Here is a 21668-nt window from a genome sequence, read left to right as displayed (position 1 = left end):
CCGTCGAGGAGCCCCACCGATGACCGCACAGCCCGCGCCCACGTCGACCGCCGCACCCGGCGGAGCCGCGGAGGCCCGGCCCGTCGCCGAGGTCGACCTCGCGATCGGCGGCATGACGTGCGCGTCGTGCGTCGCGCGCGTCGAGAAGCGCCTCAACCGCGTCGAGGGCGTCACGGCGACGGTCAACCTCCCGCTGGAGACCGCGCACGTCGTCCTCGCGGCCGACGTCACCGACGCCGACCTCGTCGACGCCGTCGAGAAGGCCGGCTACACGGCCCGCGTCACCACCCGCCGCGCAACCGCCACCACCGTCGAGGGCACTCCCCCGGCGGACCTGGGCGAGACGACCGCCGAGGCGGCGGCGCGGCCGGAGGAGGCGGAGGCGGGCCCGAGCACCTCCGGCAACCCTGCCACCGAGCCCGCCCGCGCCGTCGGGACCGACCGCGCCACCGGGCCTGACCGCGCCACCGCCGCACCCGACGACGGCGCCGCCCCGACCGACCGCGGCGTCGTGCTGGCACAGCGCCTGCGCGTCGCGGCGGTGCTCACCGTGCCGGTCGTCGCGCTGTCGATGGTCCCGGCGCTGCAGTTCACCGGCTGGCAGTGGGTCGTCGCGGCGCTCGCGCTGCCCGTCGTCACGTGGGCCGCGTGGCCGTTCCACGCGGCGGCGTTCCGCGCGGCCCGGCACGGCGCCTCGACGATGGACACGCTCGTGTCGCTCGGCGTGGTCGCCGCGACGCTCTGGTCGCTGTGGGCGCTGCTGCTGGGCGGCGCGGGCGAGCTCGGGATGCGCATGGAGCCGACGCTCGTCCCGTCGCGCGGCCACGCGGGCGCCGCGCCCGAGCTCTACTTCGAGGTCGCGGCCGTCGTCACGACGTTCCTGCTCGCCGGCCGGTACGCCGAGCACCGCTCGAAGCGGCGCGCGGGCGACGCGCTGCGGTCGCTGCTCGAGCTGGGCGCGAAGGACGCGGAGCGCGTGCTGCTCGCCCCCGACGGCACCCCGCGCACCGGGCCCGACGGCGCGCGCGTCACCGAGCGCGTGCCCGTCGCCGACCTCGCGGTGGGCGACGTGTTCCTCGTGCGGCCGGGCGACAAGGTCGCGACGGACGGCGTCGTGCTCGAGGGGTCGAGCGCCGTCGACACGTCGCTGCTCACGGGCGAGCCGGTGCCGGTCGACGTCGGCCCCGGCGACGCCGTGACCGGCGCGACGGTGAACGCGGCGGGCGCTCTCCTGGTGCGGGCGACGCGCGTGGGCGAGGAGACGACGCTCGCGCAGATCGGCCGCCTCGTCACGCAGGCCCAGACGGGCAAGGCGCCGGTGCAGCGGCTCGCGGACCGCATCTCCGCGGTGTTCGTGCCGGTCGTGCTCGTGCTCGCGGTGGGGACCCTGGCGGCGTGGCTCCTCGCGGGTGCCGGGACGCAGCTCGCGTTCACCGCCGCGGTCGCGGTCCTCATCATCGCGTGCCCGTGCGCGCTGGGGCTCGCGACGCCGACGGCCCTGCTCGTCGGCACGGGCCGGGGCGCGCAGCTCGGCGTCCTCATCAAGGGCCCGGAGATCCTCGAGTCGACGCGCCGCGTCGACACGGTGGTGCTCGACAAGACGGGCACGGTCACCCAGGGCGCGATGGCGCTCGAGGCGGTCGTCACGCCGTCGGGCCGCGCGCCGCTCGACCGGCTCGTGGCCGCCGACCCGACGGCCGCGGACGCGCGCGACGCCCTGCGGCACGCGGGCGCGGTCGAGGCCCTGAGCGAGCACCCGATCGCCCGCGCGATCACCGCGGCCGCGCGCGACCTGCCCGCGGGCGCCCCGGCGCCGGACGACGGCCCCCGGGTCGGGGCCGACGGCGTCGCGGTGGGCTCGCTGCAGGCGTTCGACTTCCGCAGCGCCCCGGGCGGCGGGGTCGAGGCCGTCGTCCGGACCGCGCACTCGGGTCTCTCGCTGGGCGCCGACGGGGCGGGGCTCACCGCGCGCCGGGTGCTCGTCGGACAGCCCGCGTGGCTCGCGCGCGAGGGAGTGACCCCGGAGCCGGCCCTCGACGACGCGTTCGCGGCGGCCGAGGCGTCGGGGGCGAGCGCCGTCGTCGTCGCGTGGGACGGCCGGGCGCGCGCGGTGCTCGTGCTGCGCGACCCGGTGAAGCCCACGTCGGCCGAGGCCGTGCGCGAGCTCCGGGAGCTCGGCCTGCGGCCCTACCTGCTCACGGGCGACGGCGAGGGCGCGGCCCTCGAGGCGGCGCGCGCCGTCGGCATCGCGGAGACGGACGTCGTCGCGCGCGTCCTCCCCGACGAGAAGGTCGACGTCGTGGCCCGGCTCCAGCGCGAGGGCCGCGTCGTCGCGATGGTCGGGGACGGCGTCAACGACGCCGCCGCGCTCGCGACGGCCGACCTCGGGCTCGCGATCGGGACCGGCACCGACGTCGCGATCGAGGCGAGCGACCTCACGCTCGTCCGCGGCGACCTGCGCAGCGCGGCCACCGCGATCCGGCTGTCGCGCCGCACGCTGCGCGTCATCCAGCAGAACCTCTTCTGGGCCTTCGCGTACAACGTCGCGGCGATCCCGCTCGCGGCGGCCGGCCTGCTCAACCCGATGATCGCGGGCGCGGCGATGGCCGCGAGCTCGGTGCTCGTCGTCGGGAACTCCCTGCGCCTGCGCCGCGCTGCCTGACACCCGGAACCGACAACCGCCGAACACGGGGACGGCGACCGGGATCGCTCGGATCCGGTCGCCGTCCCCGTGCTCGGCGGGAGGGGTGGGGTCAGCAGGGGCGTGAGGGTCAGCGGAAGCGGCGGCCCTCGTCGCGACGATAGGCACCGACCGCGAGGACGGCGAACAGCACCGTCCAGCCCAGGAGCACGAACCACGCCGCGCCGTACGCCGGCTCGCCCGTGAGCGCCTGGACGAGCAGGTCGCGGCCCGCGCGGGTCGGGGTGGCCTTCGAGATCGCGTCGAGCCAGTCGGGGAAGAGGAACGGCGGCAGGAACAGGCCGCCCGCGAACGCGAGCGGGAAGAGGATCACCTGCACGACCGGGAGCGCCGCCTTCGCCGACAGCGAGTAGCCGATCGCCATGCCGAGCAGCACGAACGGCACGGAGACGAGCAGCACCGTCCCGACGCCCGCGAGGAGCTGGGTCGCGGTGACGCTCGCGTCGGTGAACAGCCAGCCGATGAGGATGAGCGGCACGAGGCCGAACAGCGAGAAGATCCCGCCGTTGAGCACGCGCGCCGCCATGCGCGGCGCGGGCCCTGCGGGCAGCGTGCGGACGAACGGGTCGAACGGCAGCTGCCGGTCCTCCGCGACGCCGAGCCCGTACGTGAACAGGCTCGCCGAGCAGATCGCGAACAGCCCGAGCGACGCGACGGCCATGGTCGCCGCCACCGGGTCCTGGGCCACGGCCTTCTGCGGCACGACGAAGAAGAACATCGCGAGCGCCGGGAACAGCAGGTTGCCGAGCACCGCGACGGGAACCCGCACGGTCTCGAGGAACTGGTACTTGAGGTGCAGCCACGTGAGGCGCAGCGGCCCGGGCAGCGCCGCCGCCCGCGGGGTGGTGGTCGTGGTGGTCATCGGGCCCGTGCCTCCGTCGTCGGGGCCGCGCCGCGCGCGACCATCTGCTCGAACGCTTCCTCGAGGCTCGCGCCCCGGATCTCGAGGTCGTGGAAGTCGACGCCCGAGGTGACGAGCTCGCGCACGAGCGCGTCGGCGTCGGGCGTGTACAGCTCCTGGCGGCCGTCGCCGAGGCGGTCGGCACGCACGACGCCCGGGCGGTCGCGCAGGTCGACGGCCGACCCGACGACGACGCGCCGCAGGGACACGCGCCGCAGGATCGCGTCGAGCGAGTCGTCGGCCTTCACGACGCCCTGGTCGATGACGACGACGCGCTGCGCGAGCGCCTGCACCTCCTCGAGGTAGTGGCTCGTGAGCAGCACCGTCCCGCCGCCCGCGTGGTACGCGCGGATCGCGTCCCACAGCGCCTGGCGCGCGCCGACGTCGAGCCCTGTCGTCGGCTCGTCGAGCAGCACGACGCGCGGGCGGCCCACCAGCGAGAGCGCGACGGCGAGGCGGCGCTTCTGCCCGCCGGACATCGCGCCCGTCTGGCGGCCCGCGAGCTCGGTGAGGCCGAACTGCTCGAGCAGCTCCGCCGTCGGGACCGGGTCGGGGTAGTGGCCGCCGACGAAGTCCACGACCTCCCGCACCTTGAGCGTCGCGGGCAGGCCCGTCTCCTGCGGCGTGAGACCGAGGCCGACGCGGCTGCGCGCGTCGCGCGGGTCGCCCCCGAGGAGCCGCACCGTCCCGGAGTCGGGCCGCCGCTGCCCGCTGACCAGGGACAGCAGCGTCGACTTCCCGGCGCCGTTCGGGCCGAGCAGCCCGACGAGCTCACCACCCCCGACGGTGAGGGAGACGTCGTCGAGCGCGACGACCGCACCGAAGCGACGCGTCACGCGGTCGACGGCGACCACGGGCGGGGTGCGGTCCGTGCCCGACGGCGCGGGCTCGGCTCGGGCGGTCCGGACCGGGCCGGTGCGCGGGGCGCGCTCGGTGCGCTCGGTGCGCTCGTCGCTCATGGTCGGGCTCCCTTCAGGAGGGCGTCGAGGGCGGTCGTGTAGTCCTCGAAGGCGACGCGACCGCGGGCGGTGAGGGACAGGTAGGTGGCGGGCGTGCGGCCCTCGTGCGTCTTGGTGACGGTCACGTAGCCGGCGTCCTCGAGCTTGCGCAGGTGCGTCGAGAGGTTGCCCGCGGTCATGTCGAGGAGCTTCTGGAGCTTGGGGAACGACAGCTCGTCGCCCGTCGGGAGGGTGGCGAGCGTCGCGACCACGCGCAGCCGCGCGGGCGCGTGGATGACGGGGTCGAGCTCGGTCTCAGGCATCGGCCGCACCCTCCGCCGGCCGGGCGGGCACGGGGCGGGCCGCGCGGCGCCGTCGTCGGCGGCGCACGACCTGCTCGATCGCGGCCATGACGAGGAAGCCGCCGCCGCCCGCGAGCGCCATGACGAGGTAGGTGAGCGGCAGGCCGGCGAAGGTCGCGACGGCCGCGGTGAGGAGAATCCAGACGCCGAGGACGAACAGCCCGCGGTCGCCGAACGCGGCCGCGCCGCCGAGGTAGAGGAGGCCGACGACGACGCACGCGAACGCGTTGCTCGCGAGCGCCATGACCTCCTCGGACGCCCCGGCGCGGGCCAGCCCGCCGAGCACGAGGCCGAAGCAGACGAACCCGAGCATCCACGACCACCCGTACATCGCCCCGGTGCGGGCGCTCACGCCGCGCGTCCCGGCGGTGCGCGTGACGCTGTGGACGATCGTGAACGCGACGGCGGCCGCGATGAGGCTGAAGAAGACCCAGAAGGCCCACGGCTCGGGCTGGGCGCCCATGACCTGACCGGCGCCGCTCGTGACGCGGACCGTCGCGGTCCCGTCCGCGACCCGGACTGCGCTCGTCCACAGGCACAGGTAGCCGACGAGCCACGCGACGCCCCACGCGAGGAACAGCAGCCGGGAGTCGGGCTCGGTCGCCTGGCGCGCGCGCTCCTGCTGCTCGCGGATGAGGCGGAGCGTCTCGGCGGCGCCGAGGGACGGCTCGTCGGGCTCGCCGACGGCTCCGTCGTGGACGGCGTCGCCGCGGTCGGTCGTCATGGTGGCCTCTCGGTGGTGCGGGTCATTCCGGAAACTACTTTGCGCTTCAAACCTGTTTGTAGATTCCCACACGCGTGCGCCGTCGCGCAAGACCCGGGGGACGGATGGCGGCGCTCCTCCGAAATGTGATATCACTTTGCTATACACGACGCGGCCCCGACGCAGGAGAGGACGACCACCGTGACCGAGAGCGCAGCACCCCCGCAGGAGTCCGTCGGCGGCGAACCGACCGGCCGCCCCGTCGGCCACGACGGCACGCGCGTCGACGTCACCGAGCGGCCCGCCTGGTCCCTCGGCGCGGGCGGCGCGGCCGCCGTCATCGCGCTGAGCATCGTCCTTCTCCTCGGCGGCACGGGGCTCGTCGTGGCCGCCGCGGCGGAGGCCGGCAACCCCGCCGTGCTCATCACGCTCGGCGTCCTGGCGTTCCTCGCGGGCGTGCTCGTCCCGACCGGCGTCGCCGTCATCAACCCCGGCGAGACGGTCGTCGTCCAGTTCTTCGGCCGCTACCTCGGCACCGTCCGCACCACGGGCCTCGTCGCGACGGTGCCGCTCAGCACCCGCCGCCGCGTGTCCGTGCGCGTCCGGAACTTCGAGACGAGCGAGCTCAAGGTCAACGACGCCGACGGCAACCCCATCAACATCGCCGCGATCGTCGTCTGGCAGGTCGCCGACACCGCCAAGGCGTCGTTCGCGGTCGAGGACTACGACGACTTCGTCGTGGTCCAGGCCGAGTCCGCGCTGCGCCACGTCGCCATGTCCCACCCGTACGACGACGCCGAGGCCGGCGAGGAGTCGCTGCGCGGCGCGACGGAGGTCGTCTCGGCCGAGATCGCGGCGGAGGTCGCGGAGCGCGTCGTCGTGGCGGGCGTCGAGGTCATCGAGGCCCGCATCTCCAACCTCGCCTATGCGCCCGAGATCGCGCAGGCGATGCTCCAGCGCCAGCAGGCCGGGGCGATCATCGCGGCACGCTCGCGCATCGTCGAGGGCGCGGTGTCCATGGTCGAGGACGCCCTGTCCCGCCTCGAGGCCGAGGACATCGTCACGCTCGACGACGAGCGCCGCGCGACGATGGTCTCCAACCTCCTCGTGGTGCTCTGCGGCGACAGCCGCGTGACGCCCGTCGTCAACACGGGGTCCCTGTACCAGTGACGCCCGTCGGGCCCACGCCGCCCGAGAAGCGCGACGCGCCCGACGACGGCGACCGGCCGTCGTCGGGCCGCGGCGTGCCCGCGGGGGAGCCGGCCACGCCGGAGGGCGACGCACCCTCGCCGGGCGAGCAGGCGTCGTCGGGCACAGCGCCCGGCGCGGGCGCGGGCGCAGACACGGGCACGGAGACGACCCCGGGCGCGGGCCGAGCGCAGCGGCCGCAGCGCAAGTCGGTCCTCCTGCGCCTCGACCCCGCCGTGCACGACGCCCTAGCCCGCTGGGCCGGCGACGACCTGCGCAGCGTCAACGCGCAGATCGAGATGCTCCTGCGCCGAGCGCTCGACGACGCGGGCCGCCTCCCCCGCGACGTCCGCCCACCCCGCCGCCCGGGCCGCCCACCTCGCCCATAACTCCCCACCCGCCGAGCACCGGGTCCGCGACCGCTCTCGTCTCGATCCGGTCCCGGATCGCGTGCTCGCGGGGCGCTCCGACCGTGGTCGGTGGACAGGTTTCGTCCAGGAGGCACCGAGGTGGCTTTCGGTGAGCGGTGCTATAACCGGACCGTGCCCGACCTGACCGCTCCCGGCTCCCCCGCCGCGCCCGTGCCCGGCCCGACGGCCGCCGTCGTCCCCGGCACCGCCGACGGCGCTCCCGCGCGCCCGGACCGCGCCACGCGCCGTCGTATCGGCGCGGAGATCTGGATCGTGCTCGGGCTCAGCCTCGGCAAGTCGGCGGTCTACGCGATCATCAACATCGTCGCGCGGCTCACCGCCGGGACCCCGCTCGGCGAGCAGTCCGCGAGCCTCAACGTGAGCCGGTCGGCCCGCCCGTACCTCGACCTCGCCTACCAGCTCGTCGGGATCTTCTTCGCCGTGCTGCCCGTCGCGCTCGCGCTCTACCTGCTCAGCGCGCGCGGCCGCTCCGCCGTCCGCGCCATCGGGCTCGACGGCGCCCGGCCCCTGCGCGACGTCGGCTGGGGGTTCGCGCTCGCCGCGGCCATCGGCATCCCCGGCCTGGGGTTCTACGCGCTCGGCCGTGTCCTCGGCATCACGGTCGAGGTGCAGGCGTCGGCGCTCAACGCCGCGTGGTGGACGGTGCCCGTGCTCATCCTCGCCGCGCTGCAGAACGGCCTGCTCGAGGAGGTCATCGCGGTCGGCTACCTGTTCGAGCGCACGCGCGACCTCGGCTGGGGCCGCGTGAAGTTCGTCGTGTGGAGCTCGCTCCTGCGCGGGTCCTACCACCTGTACCAGGGCTTCGGGCCGTTCGTGGGGAACGTCGTCATGGGCGTCGTGTTCTCGTGGTTCTACACGTCCCGCTGGGGCCGGCACCGCGTCATGCCGCTCGTGATCGCGCACACCCTGCTCGACGTCGTCGCGTTCGTCGGGTACGCGCTGCTCCCCCTGGAGTGGAAGCAGTCCCTGGGCCTCGCCTGACGCCGCCCGCCGAGGGAGAGCCCAGGTCGTCCGGAGCAGAGCCCCGGCCTCCTCCATGGACCAGGGCTCTCCCCCGGCAGACCAGGGCTCTACCTCGCCAGACCGCGGCTCTACCCCACGGGACCACGGCTCTACCTCGGCGGGCCACGGCTCTCCCCCGACGGGCCGGGGCGTCAGGCGCCGCGGAGGGCGCGAAGCTGCTCGCGGCGCTCCGCCTGGAGCACCGGGTCCGGGACGGGCAGGGACGCGAGGAGACGCTGCGTGTACTCCTCGCGCGGGCTGCCCAGCACCTCGGCGCCCGTGCCCTCCTCGACCAGCCGCCCGCGATAGAGCACCGCGATGCGGTCGGACAGCAGGTCCACGACGGCGAGGTCGTGGGACACGAACAGGCTCGCGAAGCCGAGCTCGCGCTGGAGCTCGGCGAACAGCTCGAGCACGCGCGCCTGCACGGAGACGTCGAGCGCCGACGTCGGCTCGTCGGCCACGAGCAGCTCCGGGTCGAGCGCGAGGGCCCGGGCGAGCGACGCGCGCTGGCGCTGCCCGCCGGAGAGCTCGTGCGGGAACCGGTCGCCGTACGACCGCGGGAGCTGCACCGCCTCCAGGAGCTCGTCGACGCGCCCGCGCGCCGCCTGGGGCGACTCCGCGCGCCCGTGCACGACGAGCGGCTCCGCGACGCAGTCCGCGATCGTGAGCAGCGGGTTGAAGCTCGTCGCGGGGTCCTGGAACACGAACCCGATGCGCGGCCGCACGGGGCGCAGCTCGCGTTCCCTCACGCCGTTCATCTCGACGCCGAGCACGCGCAGCGACCCGCCCGTCACCCGGGTGAGGCCGGCGACGGCGCGCGCGAACGTCGTCTTGCCGGAGCCGGACTCGCCCACGAGGCCGAGCACCTCGCCGGGCCGGATGGTGAGCGAGACGTCGTCGACCGCGGTGAAGCCGGGACGGCGCAGGCGGCCCGGGTAGGTGACGGTCAGTCCCTGCGCCGCCACCACGGGCTCCGCGTCCGCCCATCCGACGTCGCGGGCCGACGCGCGGGCCTCGGCCCGCGCGGTCCCCTCGCCGACGCGCGGCACGGAGTCGAGCAGCGCGCGCGTGTACGCGGCCTGCGGGGCGGCGAAGAGCTCGCGCGCGGGCGCCTGCTCGACGACCTTCCCCTGGTACATGACCGCGACCCGGTCGGCGAGGTCCGCGACGACGCCCATGTTGTGCGTGATGAGCACGATGGCCGTGCCGAACTCGTCGCGGCACCGGCGCAGGAGGTCGAGGATCTCGGCCTGGACGGTCACGTCGAGCGCGGTCGTGGGCTCGTCCGCGACGATGAGGCCCGGGTCGAGCACGAGGGCCATCGCGATGACGATGCGCTGCTTCTGCCCGCCGGAGAACTGGTGCGGGTAGTGGTCGACGCGCGTCTCCGGGTCCGGGATGCCGACGCGCCGCAGCACGTCGACCGCGCGCCGGCGCGCCTCGCGCCGCGACACCTTCGTGTGCGCGCGGATGCCCTCGACGATCTGCCAGCCCACCGTGTACACGGGGTTGAGCGCGGCGGACGGCTCCTGGAAGACCATCGCGACGTCGGTCCCGCGGACCTGGCGCAGCCGCTCCCCGCCCAGCGTCACGACGTCGTGGTCGGCCGTCCCGGCCTTGTTCGTCAGCACGACGGCGCCGCGCGCGGTCGCGGTCGACGGCAGCAGGCCGAGGATCGTCTTCGCGGTCACCGTCTTGCCGGAGCCCGACTCGCCGACGACGGCCAGCACCTCTCCGGGCGCGACCTCCAGGTCGACGCCGTCGACGGCGCGCACGGCCCCGGCGTCGGTCGCGAACGACACCGCGAGGTCGCGGATCGTCACGACGGGGCGTGCGGCGTCACCGCTCTCGCGGCGGGTCGTCTCGGTCACGGCGCTCATCGCCGGTCCTCCGTCTCGTCGTGGGGTGCGTCCGCAGGAGCAGCCGCAGGACCGACCGCGGGGCCCGTCGCCGGACCTGTCGTAGGGCCGCCGTCGTCCGGGGTGCTGCCGACCCGCCCGTCGAGCCCGACGGCGTCGGGGTCGCGCTGCCCGGGGACGGCCGCGAGCTCGTCGGAGCGCGAGCCCGCGCCCTCGATCGCGTCGAGGCCGCCGGGGCCGGCGGTGAGCGTGCCGCCCGGGACGACCGACGTCTCCGCGACGTCGCCCGACACCTCGGCGGACGCGCGGCGCGAGCGCAGCCGGGGGTCGGCGAGGTCGTTGAGGCTCTCGCCGACGAGCGTGATGCCGAGCACCACGAGCACGATCGCGAGGCCCGGGAAGAGGGCGGTCCACCAGATGCCGCTCGTCACGTCGGACACGGCCTTGTTGAGGTCGTAGCCCCACTCGGCGGCCGCGGTCGGCTCGATGCCGAACCCGAGGAACCCGAGCCCGGCGAGCGTGAGGATCGCCTCGGACGCGTTGAGCGTGACGATGAGCGGCAGCGTGCGGGTCGAGTTCCGCAGGACGTGGCGCACCATGATGCGCCGGTGCGGCGTGCCGAGCACGCGCGCCGAGTCGACGAACGCCTCGCCCTTGATCCGCACGACCTCCGCGCGCGTGACGCGGAAGTACTGCGGCACGAACACCACGGTGATCGAGAAGGCCGCGGCGAGGATGCCGCCCCACATGCTCGACTGGCCGCCGGAGATGACGATCGCCATGAGGATCGCGAGGAGCAGGGACGGGAACGCGTAGATCGCGTCGCAGACCACGACGAGCAGCCGGTCCGCCCAGCCGCCGAAGTACCCGGAGACGAGCCCGAGCAGCACCCCGACGACGATCGAGGCGAGGATCGCCACAACGATGACGAGGAGCGCCGTCTGCGCGCCCCAGATGACGCGCGACAGGACGTCGTAGCCGCCGACGGTCGTGCCGAGCAGGTGCTCGGCCGACGGCGGCTGCTGCGCGCCGAACGGCCCGTCCGCGGTGCGGAGCTGGCTGTACCCGTAGGGGGCGAGCACGGGCGCGAGGGCGGCGGTGAGCAGGAAGAGGCCCGTGATGACGAGGCCGGTGACGAGCATGCCGCGCTGCAGCCCGACGCTCTGCCGGAGCTGGTGGACGACGGGCAGGCGCTTCCACCACGCGACGCGCCCGCGCTCGGGGACGACGACGGGGACGGGGCCCCCGGTTTCCGGACCGGCCGGGACGACGGTCTCCGCGACCATGTCAGTACCTCACCCTCGGGTCGATGAGCGCCGCGATGATGTCGACGAGGAAGTTCGTGACCGCGACGATCACGGCCATGAGCACGACGATCCCCTGCACGGCGACGAAGTCGCGCGCCTGGAGGTACTCGGCGAGCTGGAAGCCGAGCCCCTTCCACTCGAACGTCGTCTCGGTGAGCACGGCGCCCGCGAGGAGCATCGCGACCTGCAGACCGATGACGGTGATGATGGGGATGAGCGCGGGGCGCCACGCGTGCGCGCGCACGAGCCGGGACTCGCGCACGCCGCGCGACCGCGCCGCGACCACGTAGTCGGTCGAGAGCGTCCCGATGACGTTGGTGCGCACGAGCCGGAGGAACACGCCCGCCGTGAGCAGCCCGAGCGCGAGCGCCGGCAGGACGGCGTGCTGGAGCACGTCGCCGACGATCGCGGGGTCGCCCGTCCGGATCGCGTCGATCAGGTAGAAGCCGGTCGGGTCGTCGAGGAACTGCAGCTCGATCTCCGCGTCGGTGGACGCGCGCCCGGACACGGGCAGCCAGCCGAGCCACACCGAGAAGACGAGCTTGAGCATGAGGCCGGCGAAGAACACGGGCGTCGCGTAGGCGAGGATCGCGGAGACGCGCAGGATCGCGTCGGGCACGCGGTCGCGCAGGTAGCCCGCGAGCATGCCCAGCGGGATGCCGACCACGAACGCGACGAGCAGGGCGTAGACCGCGAGCTCGAGCGTCGCGGTGCCGTACGTCGCGAGCACCTCGGTGACCGGGCGGTTGTCGCTGATCGTCGTGCCGAAGTCGCCGCGGACGATGCCGCCGAGGTACTCGAGGTACTGCACGACCACCGGGCGGTCGTACCCGGCCTCGTGGATGCGCTCGGCGAGCTGGTCCGGCGTGAGCCGGCCGCCGAGCGCCGCGGTGATCGGGTCGCCCGTGGCCCGCATGACCACGAAGACCGTGGTCACGAGGATGAAGACCGTCGGGATGATGAGCAGCGCGCGGACCAGGATGTAGCTCCCGAGCCCGCCGCCGCGGCGGCGGGTCGTGCGCGGGGTGCGCACCCGCCCCGCGCGGCCGGGGCCGCGGGGCGCGTCCTCGCCGACGGGCACGTCGGTGGTGGTGGTCGTCATGTCGTCTCTTCCTCAGGTGCCCGGGGCGTCGGCGTGGTCGCCGGTCCGGACGAGCGGTGCCCGGCCCTCCCCGCGGGTCGCGCGGGGAGGGCCGGGCGGCTGGGGCGGCTGCCGGTCAGCCCTTGGACAGCGCCGCGTAGCGGAACTTGAAGGACGGGTCCAGCGTGTCCTCGGCCCCCTCCACGTCCGTCCCGACGACCGCGACCTGCGCGCCCTGGAGGTACGGGAGCGTGGACAGGTCCGCCGCGACCTTGCTCTGGATCTCCTCGATGAGCGCGGTGCGCTCGTCGGCGTCGGGCGTCGCCGCCTGCTGGAGGATGAGGTCGTTGACCTCCTGGTTGGCGTAGTGGTTCACCAGGAAGTTCTCCGTGAGGAAGAACGGCGTGAGGTAGTTGTCCGCGTCGGAGTAGTCCGGGAACCAGCCGAGCTGGTACGCCGGGTAGACGTCGGACGTGCGCTCCTTGGCGTACGTGACCCACTCGGTGGTCTGCAGGTTGACCGTGAAGAGGCCGTCCTTCTCGAGCTGGTCCTTGATGAGCGCGTACTCGTCGGCCGACGACGGGCCGTAGTGGTCGTTCGAGTACTGCAGGTTGAGCGTCACGGGCGTCTCGACGCCGGCGTCGGTCAGGAGCTGCTGCGCCTTCGCGGCGTCGGGCTTGCCCGCGCCGTCGCCGTACATCTCCTTGAGCGGCTCGGCGGCGCCGGTCAGGCCCGCGGGGACGTAGGAGTACAGCGGGGTGTAGGTGCCCTTGTAGACCTGGTCCGAGAGCTCGTCGCGGTCGATGAGCGACGCGGCGGCCTGGCGCACGGCCAGCGCCTTGGCCGGGTCGGCCTCCGGCGTCTTCGCACCGAACGGCTGGGTGTCGAAGTTGAACGTGATGTAGCGGATCTCGCCGCCGGGACCGTCCACGACCTTGACGTCGTCGTTGCCGCGCAGGTCCTCGATGTCCGTCGCGGACAGGCTGCGCCACGCGACGTCGATCTTGCCCTGCTGGATCTCGAGCTTCATGTTCGACGCCTCGGCGAAGTACTTCACCGCGACCTTGTCGGTCTTCGCCGGGCCGAGGAGGCCCTCGTAGCCGTCGTACGCCTCGTAGGAGACGAGCTCGTTGAACTTGTAGCCCGTGATCGTGTACTGGCCGGCGAACGCCTTGCCGTCGACGATGTCCTGGTCCGAGGTGAGCGCGTCGGCCGCGAAGACGTCCTCGTCGACGATCGGGCCCGCCGGGCTGGACAGGATCTGCGGGAAGAGCTGGTCGTTCTCGCTCTTGAGGTGGAAGACGACGGTCGTGTCGTCGGGCGCCTCGACGCTGTCGAGGTTGTAGAGCAGCGACGCCGGCCCGTTCTCGTCGTTGATCGCGACCTGGCGGTCGAACGAGAACTTCACGTCGGACGACGTGAGGTCGTTGCCGTTGGCCCACTTGAGGCCCGGCTTGAGCTTGACCGTGTACTCGGTCGGCGAGGTGAACTCGGCCGACTCCGCGATGTCGGGCTCGACGTCGGGGCTGCCGTACGGGGTGTTCATGAGGAACGGGAAGACCTGGTTCATCACGGCGAACGAGCCGTTGTCGTACGAGCCGGCCGGGTCGAGCACCGTGATCTTGTCGGTGGTGCCGATGACGAGCGAGCCGCTCGCCGAACCGCCGCCGTCACCGTCGCCCTCGCCGTCGCTCGAGCCCCCGCCGCACGCGGTCAGGGTCAGCGTCACCGCCGTGATGCCGGCGGCCGCGGCGAGGAGCCGCTTCCTGGACACCGCTGTCATGTGTCTACCTCTTTCTCGGGTTTCTCGGGGTGCGAGACACCGGTGGCGCGACCTTGCACGCACCAGGACCCCGACCTGTCGGCGGAGTGCCGTGATTTCTAGCACAGTGCCGTGTCGCACAGGTGTCAGGATCGACAGAAACCCGGACAGAACGCCAGCGTTGTTACCCGGTCGTAACCCTGCGCCCCGGGCAACGGTCGTGACGTGAGACACACTCACAGCGGTCGCGCCGTGGGTGTAAGGTCCCGCCCCTTTCGGAGCGCCCGGCCCTGGCGGACGACGGCCGCACGGCCCTCAGGAGCCCGCGCGGTCCTCCGGCCCTGCCGCCCCGGGACCACCCGCTGCCGGGCCGTCCGGGGCAGGCTCGACCGGGGCGGTCTCCACCGGAGCGGGGTCGGCCGGGCCGGGGTGGTCGCTCGTCGGGGACGCGTCGGATGCGCGAGCCGCCGGGTCGGCCGCCGGAGTCGCGGCGGGCGCGCCGCCCACGGCCGACGGCGGGGCGACGCCCGGGTGCACCGCGGCGGCGCCCAGCACCGACCCGCCCGTCACGACGACACCGGCCGCGACCGCCTGCGCGCGCAGGTCGGCGAGCTCGCGTGCGACCGCCCGGACCGCGAAGCCGGACACCACGTGGATCGCCCCCGACACGAAGGCGTACAGGGCGAACACCACGGTCACGAGGCGCAGCACGTCGAAGGCGTCGAGCGGGCGCGTGACGAGGAGGATCCCGAAGAGCACCGACACGATCCCCACCGCGAGCATCCACGCCCAGCCGAGGTCGCGGTTGCGCACGAGCGCCGCCGCCCCGGCGATCGTCGTGATGCCGAGGACGAGCACCCAGACGGCGAGGACGTAGTACAGCGCCGTCGCGCCGAGGTCCGGCCACAGCGCCACCACGACGCCGAAGACGACGTTGACCCCGGCCTGCGCGAGCCACCACGCCGACCCGACCTGCTTGCGGTGCACGAACCCTTGCACGGCGACCAGCACGCCGTCGGCCACGAGGAACGCCCCCAGCACGACCCGGAGGGTCCCCAGCTGCTCGAGCGGCTCGATCATGAGGAGCAGGCCCAGGACGACGAGGAGCGTGCCCCGGACGACGGGGAGCCACCACACCCGGCGGAAGGGGTTGCGCTCCTGCCCGCTCTCGTCCGGCGTCGCGGGTGCGGCGCCTCCGGCCTCGTCGCGCTGCGTCGTCGTGCCACGTGCCATGCCGACCTCCCCGGGGGTGCTCGCACCCCCATGCTAGGGAGGCCTTCCTCACACCCGCCCGTCGAACAACCCCCCACGGGCATCGGACAAGCGGTCGAACCGGGCGAATCACCCGGAGGAATCGGCCAAATACCGCGCCTGCCGGGACCCCCGGACCTAGACTCGCAGGCATGTCCTCCCCCGCGCCCGAGCCCACGACGGGCGACACGCCCCACGTGGGCGCGGTCGTCGAGGTCGGGTCGCTCGCCGCGTCGGGCCGGCGTGACGCCCGTCCCCAGACCGGCGCGCTCGAGGCGCTGCTCGCCCCGCGCGACGCCGACGACGAGGGCACCGTCCGGGTCGTCGACACCGCCGAGCAGCGGGTCCGGCACCCGATCGACTTCGTCAACCTCGTGCTGTGCGCGGTGGGCGTCGCGGTCGTCATGCTCATGTCGGTGTACGCGCACGGCACGACCGAGGGCGTCGCGGAGGACGTGCAGAACTTCTCGGACGTGCTCGCCCGCGTGCTCTTCCTCCCGGTCACCGTGCTCGAAGGGCTCATCACGCTCTTCGTGCCGCTCGCGGTGCTGGTCGAGCTCGGTCTGCGCCGGCTGGGGCGGCAGGTCGTCGAGTCCATCGTCGCCGCGGCGCTCGGCCTGCTCCTCGGGGTGCTGGTCGTGCTCGCGCTGCGCACGTGGGGCTCCGACGACCTGATCCGCGGGCTCTCCGCGTTCATCGACGGGTCGTGGCAGCTCACCATCCCCGACTACCTGTACGTCGCCGCGATCGCCGGCCTCCTCACGGCCGCGGGCACCCGCACCCGGCGACGCACCGTCAAGTGGTCGTGGAACCTGCTGTTCGTCGCGATCGGCGTCGTGCTCATCACCGGCCAGGTCTCGCTGCCGGGCATCATCATCACGCTGCTGCTCGGGCGCATCGCCGGGCTGGCCGTGCGGTACGTCTCCGGCGTCCGCAGCGAGCGCGCCTACGGGCCCGACCTCGTGGCCGGGGTCCGGCGCGCGGGCTTCTCCCCCGTGGCGCTCGTCCGCGTGCGCGACGTCACCGACGACGACGAGCTCGCCGAGGCGGCGGACGACCCGATCACGGAGGTCGACGCCGAGGGCCGGATCACGGCCGAGGTGCACGTCGGCGTGCTGCGCGCGCCCGGCGCGGGCGACGACGGCGGGACCGTCCTCACCGCCGACGCCGCCCTCGCGGCGCAGCACCTCGGGGCCGCGCACGCCGACGAGAGCGAGGTCCCGCAGGGCACGGACGCCGCCCCCGAGCCGCAGGACGCCCCGTCCGACCCGGCCGCGATCGCGCTGACGCGCGCGGGCGACAACCGCGTCTACGCGATGCTCGCGGAGGACGACGTGCGCCGCGACGTCGTCGTGCTCGACGGCGACCGCCAGGTCGTCGGCTTCCTCACCCGCTTCTGGCGGTCGCTGCGCCTGCGCGGCAGCGAGGGTCGCGCCGCGATCTCGCTGCGCGCCGCCGCGGAGCGCACGGCCCTCCTGTCCTACGCGGCCCGGGCGGCCGGCGTCCGCACGCCGCGGCTCCTGGGCGTCGCCGAGTCCGCCGACTCCATGGTGCTCGTCCAGGAGCACGCGACGGGCGCCGTGTCGCTGCGCGACCTGCCCGTCGAGGACGTCACCGGCTCGGTGCTCAACGAGGCGTGGCGCCAGCTCCGCCTCGCCCACTCCGCGGGGATCGCGCACCGTGCCCTGACCTCCGACGTCGTGCTCGTCTCGCACGAGCCGGCGACGGGCGCCCCGGAGGTGTGGCTCACCGGGTGGGAGCAGGGCGACATTGCGTCGTCCGAGCTCGCGCGCCGCATGGACCTCGCCCAGATGGTCGCGCTGCTCGCGCTGCGCGTCGGGGCGCAGCGCGCGGTCGAGTCGGCGGTGAGCGTGCTGCCCGACGACGACATCGCCGCCATCGGCCCGCTGCTCCAGTCGGTCGCCCTGCCGCCGAGCACGCGCGAGGAGATCCGGCAGGACAAGGAGCTGCTCAAGGAGCTGCGCGCCGCGCTCGTGGAGCGGCTGCCCGAGGCGGACGTCGAGCCGCAGCGGATCACGCGGTTCGGCGCCCGCACGGTGCTGACGATCGCGCTCGTGATCGCCGCGGTGACCGCGCTCGTCACGTCGTTCAACTTCGAGCAGATCGCCGAGGCCGTCACCGAGGCGAACCCGTGGTGGGCCGTCCTGTCGTTCGTCCTCGGCATCCTCACGTGGGTCGGCGCCGCGATGACGCTCACGGCGTTCTCGCCGAAGCGCCTGCCGTTCTGGCGCGTCAACCTGACCCAGGCGGCCGGCTCCTACGTCGCGCTCGCCGCGCCCGCGGGGATCGGCCCGGCGGCGCTCAACCTCCGGCTGCTCACGAAGCGCGGCATCTCGACGCCCATGGCGGTCGCCACCGTCGCGCTCGTGCAGGTGTCGCAGTTCGTCGTGACGATCCTCATCCTCGTGGTGCTGTCGGTCTTCACCGGCGAGGGTGGCCTCGTCCAGCTCCCCTCGACGACGGTGCTGCTCGCCATCGGCGGCGTCGCGCTCGCCGTGCTCGCGACGCTCCTCGTGCCCGCGGTGCGGACCTGGGCGCTCGCCAAGCTCCGGCCGACCGTCCAGCAGGTGTGGCCGCGGCTCTCGGAGATGCTCGGCCAGCCGGGGCGCCTCGCCGTCGGCCTCGCGGGGAACATCGTCATGACGCTCGGCTACGTGCTGGCCTTCGACGCCGCGCTCGCGGCGTTCGGGCAGGAGCTCGACCTCGTCGACGTCGCCGTGATCTACCTGGTCGGCAACGCGGCGGGTGCCGCCGTCCCGACGCCGGGCGGCCTGGGCACCATCGAGCTCGCGCTGACCGCGGGGCTCACCGCGGCCGGCGTCCCGGTCGCGCTCGCCACGTCGGCCACCCTCCTCTTCCGCGTCGCGACGTACTGGGCGCGCATCCCCATCGGCTGGTTCGCCATGCGCTTCCTGCAGAAGAAGGGCGACCTCTAGCCCGCACGCCCGGCCCCGTCGCGGTCCGCGCACCGCGCGGGCGGACGCCGCGGCCCCGGGGACGTTCGACCCGGGACGGCGCGGGCAGCCCCCGATAGGCTCGCCGCGCACCCGCCGTCCCCACCGGTCGCGCGCGTGCCGACGACGCCCGACGAGGTGAGGAGCCCGCACGTGAGGATCGGTGTCCCCCGCGAGGTGAGGGACGGGGAGCGGCTGGTCGCCGCCACCCCGCGCACGGTCGAGCGCCTGCGGGCGCTCGGGTACGAGGTGGTCGTCGAGCACGACGCGGGCGCGGGAGCCACGTTCTCCGACGCCGCGTACGAGGCCGCGGGCGCCGCGGTGGTCGACGCCGCGACGGCGTGGGGGGCCGACGTCGTCACCGCCGTGAACGCGCCCACCGACGCGCAGGTGGCGCTCCTGCGCCCGGGCGCGACCCTCGTCGCGATGCTCGGTCCCGCGAACGACCCCGACCTCGTGCGGCGCCTCGCCGACCACGGCGTGACCGCGCTCGCGCTCGACGCCGTGCCGCGCATCTCGCGCGCCCAGGCGCTCGACGTCCTGAGCACGCTGTCGAACGTCGCGGGCTACCGCGCCGTCGTCGAGGCCGCGGCCGAGTACGGCGGCATGTTCGCCGGGCAGGTCACCGCCGCGGGCAAGACGCCGCCCGCGAAGGTCTTCGTCATCGGCGGCGGGGTCGCGGGGCTCGCCGCGGTCGGCGCGGCCGCGAGCCTCGGCGCGCAGGTCCGCGCGTTCGACGTCCGGTCGGAGGCGGCCGAGCAGATCGAGTCCATGGGCGGCACCGCCGTGCGCGAGCCCGCGGCGCAGCAGGGCATGTCGGCCGACGGCTACGCGAAGCCGCTCACGCCCGAGCAGGAGGCGGCGGCCCTCGCCGTCTACGCGCGCGAGGCGGCCGACGCGGACGTCGTCGTCACGACGGCGCTCGTGCGCGGCCGGGCGCCGCGCACCCTCACGGCCGAGGCGGTCGCCGGGATGCGTCCCGGGAGCGTCGTCGTGGACCTCGCGGCCTCGGGCGGCGGCAACTGCGCGCTCACCGTGCCGGGCGAGCGTGTCGTCACCGAGAACGGCGTCGTGGTTGTCGGCTGGACCGACCTCGCGGGCCGGCTCCCGCAGCACACGTCGCAGCTCCTGGGAACGAACGTCGTGCACCTGCTCGAGCTGCTCACGCCCGGCACGGACGGCGTGCCCGTGCTCGACCTCGACGACCCGGTCCAGCGCGGCATGACCGTCGCGCGCGCCGGCGAGGTCCTCTGGCCGCCCCCGCCCGTCGCGGTGAGCGCGGCGCCGTCCCCCGCCGCGCCACCACCGCCGGACCCCGCCCAGGAGGCCGCGGACCGCGAGCGGGCCGCCTCGGAGGCCGCCGCCGCCGCGAGCCTGCGCCGCCGCCGTCGGACCGTCGGCGCCGCGCTCGCCGCGGTGCTCGTCACGCTCGCGCTGTCGTTCGCGCCGCCGTCGCTCGTCGGGCACGTCACGGTGTTCACGCTCGCGGTGATCGTCGGGTACTACGTCATCTCGAACGTCACGCACTCCCTGCACACGCCGCTCATGGCCCAGACGAACGCGATCTCCGGCATCATCCTCGTCGGCGCGCTCCTGCAGCTCGGCTCCGACGACTGGGTCGTCACGACGCTCGCGCTCGTCGCGGCGACGCTCGCGAGCATCAACGTGTTCGGTGGCTTCCTCGTCGCGAACCGCATGATCGGCATGTTCCGCAAGGACGTCCCCGCCCGCGCGCAGGGGGTGGCCCGATGACCGCCACGTCCGTCGCCCAGGCCGTCTACGTCCTCGCGGCCGTCCTGTTCGTGCTGAGCCTCGCGGGCCTGTCGAAGCAGGAGTCCGCGCGCCGCGGCAACGTCCTCGGCATGGTCGGCATGGTCCTCGCCCTGGCCGCGACGATCGTCCTCGCGCTCGGCACGAGCGCCCGCCCGGTCCTCGTCACCGCGCTGCTCGTCGCGGTCGTGCTCCTCGTGGGCGCCGCCGTCGGGACGTGGCGGGCCCGCCGCGTCGAGATGACGCAGATGCCCGAGCTCATCGCGATCCTGCACAGCTTCGTCGGGGCCGCGTCCGTGCTCGTCGGCTTCAACTCGTACCTCACCGCGCAGGCCGCGGGGCACGACGACGTCGCGCACCTCGTCGAGGTCTCGCTCGGCGTGCTCGTGGGCGCCGTGACGTTCACCGGCTCCGTCGTCGCGTTCCTCAAGCTGTCCGGTCGCACGCGGTCGGCGCCGCTCCAGCTCCCCGGCCGGAACCTGCTCAACCTCGGGGCGCTCGTGGCGAGCCTCGGGCTCGTCGCGTGGTTCGTGGTCGCGCCGTCCGTGTGGCCGCTGCTCCTGCTCACCGTCGTGTCGCTCGCGCTGGGCTGGCACCTCGTCGCGTCGATCGGGGGCGGCGACATGCCCGTCGTCGTCTCGATGCTCAACTCGTACTCCGGCTGGGCCGCCGCCGCGGCCGGCTTCATGCTGGGCAACGACCTGCTCATCGTCACGGGCGCGCTCGTCGGGTCCTCCGGTGCGATCCTCAGCTACATCATGTGCCGGGCCATGAACCGGTCGTTCGTGTCCGTCATCCTCGGCGGCTTCGGGGCCGAGGAGGGTGCGGCGCCCGCGGGCGGCGAGGGCCCGCAGGGCGAGCACCGCGAGGTGCGCGCCGACGACGTCGCGGCCCTCCTGCGCGACGCGCGGAGCGTCGTCATCACCCCGGGCTACGGCATGGCGGTCGCCAAGGCGCAGTACCCCGTCGCCGACCTCGTGCAGCTCCTGCGCGACGGCGGCGCCCAGGTCCGCTTCGGCGTCCACCCCGTCGCGGGCCGGCTCCCCGGGCACATGAACGTGCTGCTCGCGGAGGCGCGCGTCCCGTACGACATCGTGCTCGAGATGGACGAGATCAACGACGACCTGGCGGGGACGGACGTCGTGCTCGTCATCGGGGCGAACGACACCGTGAACCCGGCCGCGCTCGACGACCCCGGCTCGCCCATCGCGGGGATGCCCGTGCTGCACGTGTGGGAGGCGGAGCAGGTCGTCGTCTTCAAGCGGTCCATGGCGGCGGGCTACGCCGGGGTGCAGAACCCGCTGTTCTTCCGCGAGAACACCGGGATGCTCTTCGGGGACGCCAAGCAACGGGTCGAGGACATCGTGGCGGCGCTCCGCGCGGGCTGAGGAGCCGCGGGCGACGGGGACGGCGCGGGGCCCGCGGAGCGCGTGT

The 21668-nt window shown here is 74.5% G+C and carries 15 protein-coding genes and 1 pseudogene; 7 read left to right on the top strand and 9 right to left on the bottom strand.

The window, feature by feature from the left end; genetic code table 11:
- The first annotated feature begins 19 nt into the window (after positions 1–19).
- Positions 20–2662, top strand: coding sequence for a heavy metal translocating P-type ATPase (locus ACI769_RS04185; protein ID WP_409141220.1), 2643 nt, complete (start codon positions 20–22; stop codon positions 2660–2662).
- Between the two features lie 109 nt (positions 2663–2771).
- Here ACI769_RS04185 and ACI769_RS04180 read toward each other — a convergent pair whose 3' ends face one another.
- Genes ACI769_RS04180 through ACI769_RS04165 form a run of 4 tightly spaced genes read right to left on the bottom strand, consistent with a single transcriptional unit; the run spans position 2772 to position 5626 of the window.
- Positions 2772–3563, bottom strand: coding sequence for an ABC transporter permease (locus tag ACI769_RS04180; protein WP_034651519.1), 792 nt, complete (start codon positions 3561–3563; stop codon positions 2772–2774).
- The gene (locus ACI769_RS04175) at positions 3560–4561 is read right to left on the bottom strand and encodes an ABC transporter ATP-binding protein (RefSeq protein WP_409141219.1); all 1002 of its coding nucleotides are present in this window, start codon (positions 4559–4561) and stop codon (positions 3560–3562) included. Before ACI769_RS04175 ends, ACI769_RS04180 begins: the two co-directional genes overlap by 4 nt.
- Positions 4558–4863 carry a transcriptional regulator gene (locus tag ACI769_RS04170; RefSeq protein WP_021482836.1) on the bottom strand — a complete coding sequence of 102 codons (306 nt, stop codon included), beginning with the start codon at positions 4861–4863 and terminating at the stop codon, positions 4558–4560. Before ACI769_RS04170 ends, ACI769_RS04175 begins: the two co-directional genes overlap by 4 nt.
- Positions 4856–5626, bottom strand: coding sequence for a hypothetical protein (locus ACI769_RS04165; protein WP_211932338.1), 771 nt, complete (start codon positions 5624–5626; stop codon positions 4856–4858). Before ACI769_RS04165 ends, ACI769_RS04170 begins: the two co-directional genes overlap by 8 nt.
- 180 nt (positions 5627–5806) lie before the next feature.
- Here ACI769_RS04165 and ACI769_RS04160 point away from each other — a divergent pair, with 180 nt between their 5' ends.
- The 3 genes from ACI769_RS04160 (at position 5807) to ACI769_RS04150 (ending at position 8205) form a co-directional block, all read left to right on the top strand.
- Complete coding sequence (locus tag ACI769_RS04160; protein WP_021482834.1) at positions 5807–6775, top strand: SPFH domain-containing protein; 969 nt, start codon at positions 5807–5809, stop codon at positions 6773–6775.
- Positions 6772–7182, top strand: a complete 411-nt coding sequence (locus ACI769_RS04155) for a hypothetical protein (RefSeq protein WP_409141218.1) — start codon at positions 6772–6774, stop codon at positions 7180–7182. The genes ACI769_RS04160 and ACI769_RS04155 overlap by 4 nt, the downstream gene beginning before the upstream one ends.
- 162 nt (positions 7183–7344) lie before the next feature.
- Positions 7345–8205, top strand: a complete 861-nt coding sequence (locus tag ACI769_RS04150) for a CPBP family intramembrane glutamic endopeptidase (RefSeq protein ID WP_391514988.1) — start codon at positions 7345–7347, stop codon at positions 8203–8205.
- 173 nt (positions 8206–8378) lie between these two features.
- Here ACI769_RS04150 and ACI769_RS04145 read toward each other — a convergent pair whose 3' ends face one another.
- The 5 genes and pseudogenes from ACI769_RS04145 to ACI769_RS04125 form a co-directional block, all read right to left on the bottom strand.
- On the bottom strand, positions 8379–10109 hold the full coding sequence (locus ACI769_RS04145) for an ABC transporter ATP-binding protein (RefSeq protein ID WP_051028173.1): 1731 nt from the start codon (positions 10107–10109) through the stop codon (positions 8379–8381).
- A gap of 265 nt (positions 10110–10374) precedes the next feature.
- A pseudogene (locus ACI769_RS04140) lies at positions 10375–11230 on the bottom strand (ABC transporter permease); the annotation flags it as partial.
- 145 nt (positions 11231–11375) lie between these two features.
- Positions 11376–12497 (bottom strand): ABC transporter permease, encoded by a 1122-nt coding sequence (locus ACI769_RS04135; protein ID WP_085386785.1) that lies wholly within the window; start codon positions 12495–12497, stop codon positions 11376–11378.
- Positions 12498–12612: 115 nt separating this feature from the next.
- Entirely contained in the window at positions 12613–14259 is a 1647-nt protein-coding gene (locus tag ACI769_RS04130; protein ID WP_340697240.1) for an ABC transporter substrate-binding protein, read from the bottom strand.
- A 294-nt stretch (positions 14260–14553) separates the two neighbouring features.
- Complete coding sequence (locus ACI769_RS04125; protein WP_396049556.1) at positions 14554–15471, bottom strand: HdeD family acid-resistance protein; 918 nt, start codon at positions 15469–15471, stop codon at positions 14554–14556.
- A gap of 170 nt (positions 15472–15641) precedes the next feature.
- On the opposite strand from ACI769_RS04125, the gene ACI769_RS04120 reads away from it, so the two are divergent.
- From ACI769_RS04120 to pntB, 3 genes are all read left to right on the top strand, one after another.
- Positions 15642–18446 carry a lysylphosphatidylglycerol synthase domain-containing protein gene (locus tag ACI769_RS04120; protein ID WP_396049557.1) on the top strand — a complete coding sequence of 935 codons (2805 nt, stop codon included), beginning with the start codon at positions 15642–15644 and terminating at the stop codon, positions 18444–18446.
- Positions 18447–18617: 171 nt separating this feature from the next.
- Positions 18618–20216: a Re/Si-specific NAD(P)(+) transhydrogenase subunit alpha gene (locus ACI769_RS04115; protein WP_409141217.1), complete on the top strand. Its 1599-nt coding sequence runs from the start codon at positions 18618–18620 to the stop codon at positions 20214–20216.
- A complete protein-coding gene (pntB, locus tag ACI769_RS04110; RefSeq protein WP_409141216.1) occupies positions 20213–21622 on the top strand; it encodes a Re/Si-specific NAD(P)(+) transhydrogenase subunit beta in 1410 nt (469 codons plus the stop codon). The genes ACI769_RS04115 and pntB overlap by 4 nt, the downstream gene beginning before the upstream one ends.
- The last annotated feature ends 46 nt before the right edge of the window (positions 21623–21668 follow it).

The organism is Cellulosimicrobium sp. RS (genome assembly GCF_046159675.1).
Classification (GTDB): domain Bacteria; phylum Actinomycetota; class Actinomycetes; order Actinomycetales; family Cellulomonadaceae; genus Cellulosimicrobium; species Cellulosimicrobium funkei.
The sequence above is the reverse complement of the archived record's forward strand: the minus strand, read 5'-3'. Positions and strand labels throughout refer to the sequence as shown.

Bases quoted from the DNA above. Each gene is read 5' to 3' on its own strand.
- ACI769_RS04185 (WP_409141220.1), top strand. From the start codon at position 20: ATGACCGCACAGCCCGCGCCCACGTCGACCGCCGCACCCGGCGGAGCC.
- ACI769_RS04180 (WP_034651519.1), bottom strand. From the start codon at position 3,563: ATGACCACCACGACCACCACCCCGCGGGCGGCGGCGCTGCCCGGGCCG.
- ACI769_RS04175 (WP_409141219.1), bottom strand. From the start codon at position 4,561: ATGAGCGACGAGCGCACCGAGCGCACCGAGCGCGCCCCGCGCACCGGC.
- ACI769_RS04170 (WP_021482836.1), bottom strand. From the start codon at position 4,863: ATGCCTGAGACCGAGCTCGACCCCGTCATCCACGCGCCCGCGCGGCTG.
- ACI769_RS04165 (WP_211932338.1), bottom strand. From the start codon at position 5,626: ATGACGACCGACCGCGGCGACGCCGTCCACGACGGAGCCGTCGGCGAG.
- ACI769_RS04145 (WP_051028173.1), bottom strand. From the start codon at position 10,109: ATGAGCGCCGTGACCGAGACGACCCGCCGCGAGAGCGGTGACGCCGCA.
- ACI769_RS04135 (WP_085386785.1), bottom strand. From the start codon at position 12,497: ATGACGACCACCACCACCGACGTGCCCGTCGGCGAGGACGCGCCCCGC.
- ACI769_RS04130 (WP_340697240.1), bottom strand. From the start codon at position 14,259: ATGACAGCGGTGTCCAGGAAGCGGCTCCTCGCCGCGGCCGCCGGCATC.
- ACI769_RS04125 (WP_396049556.1), bottom strand. From the start codon at position 15,471: ATGGCACGTGGCACGACGACGCAGCGCGACGAGGCCGGAGGCGCCGCA.
- ACI769_RS04120 (WP_396049557.1), top strand. From the start codon at position 15,642: ATGTCCTCCCCCGCGCCCGAGCCCACGACGGGCGACACGCCCCACGTG.
- pntB (WP_409141216.1), top strand. From the start codon at position 20,213: ATGACCGCCACGTCCGTCGCCCAGGCCGTCTACGTCCTCGCGGCCGTC.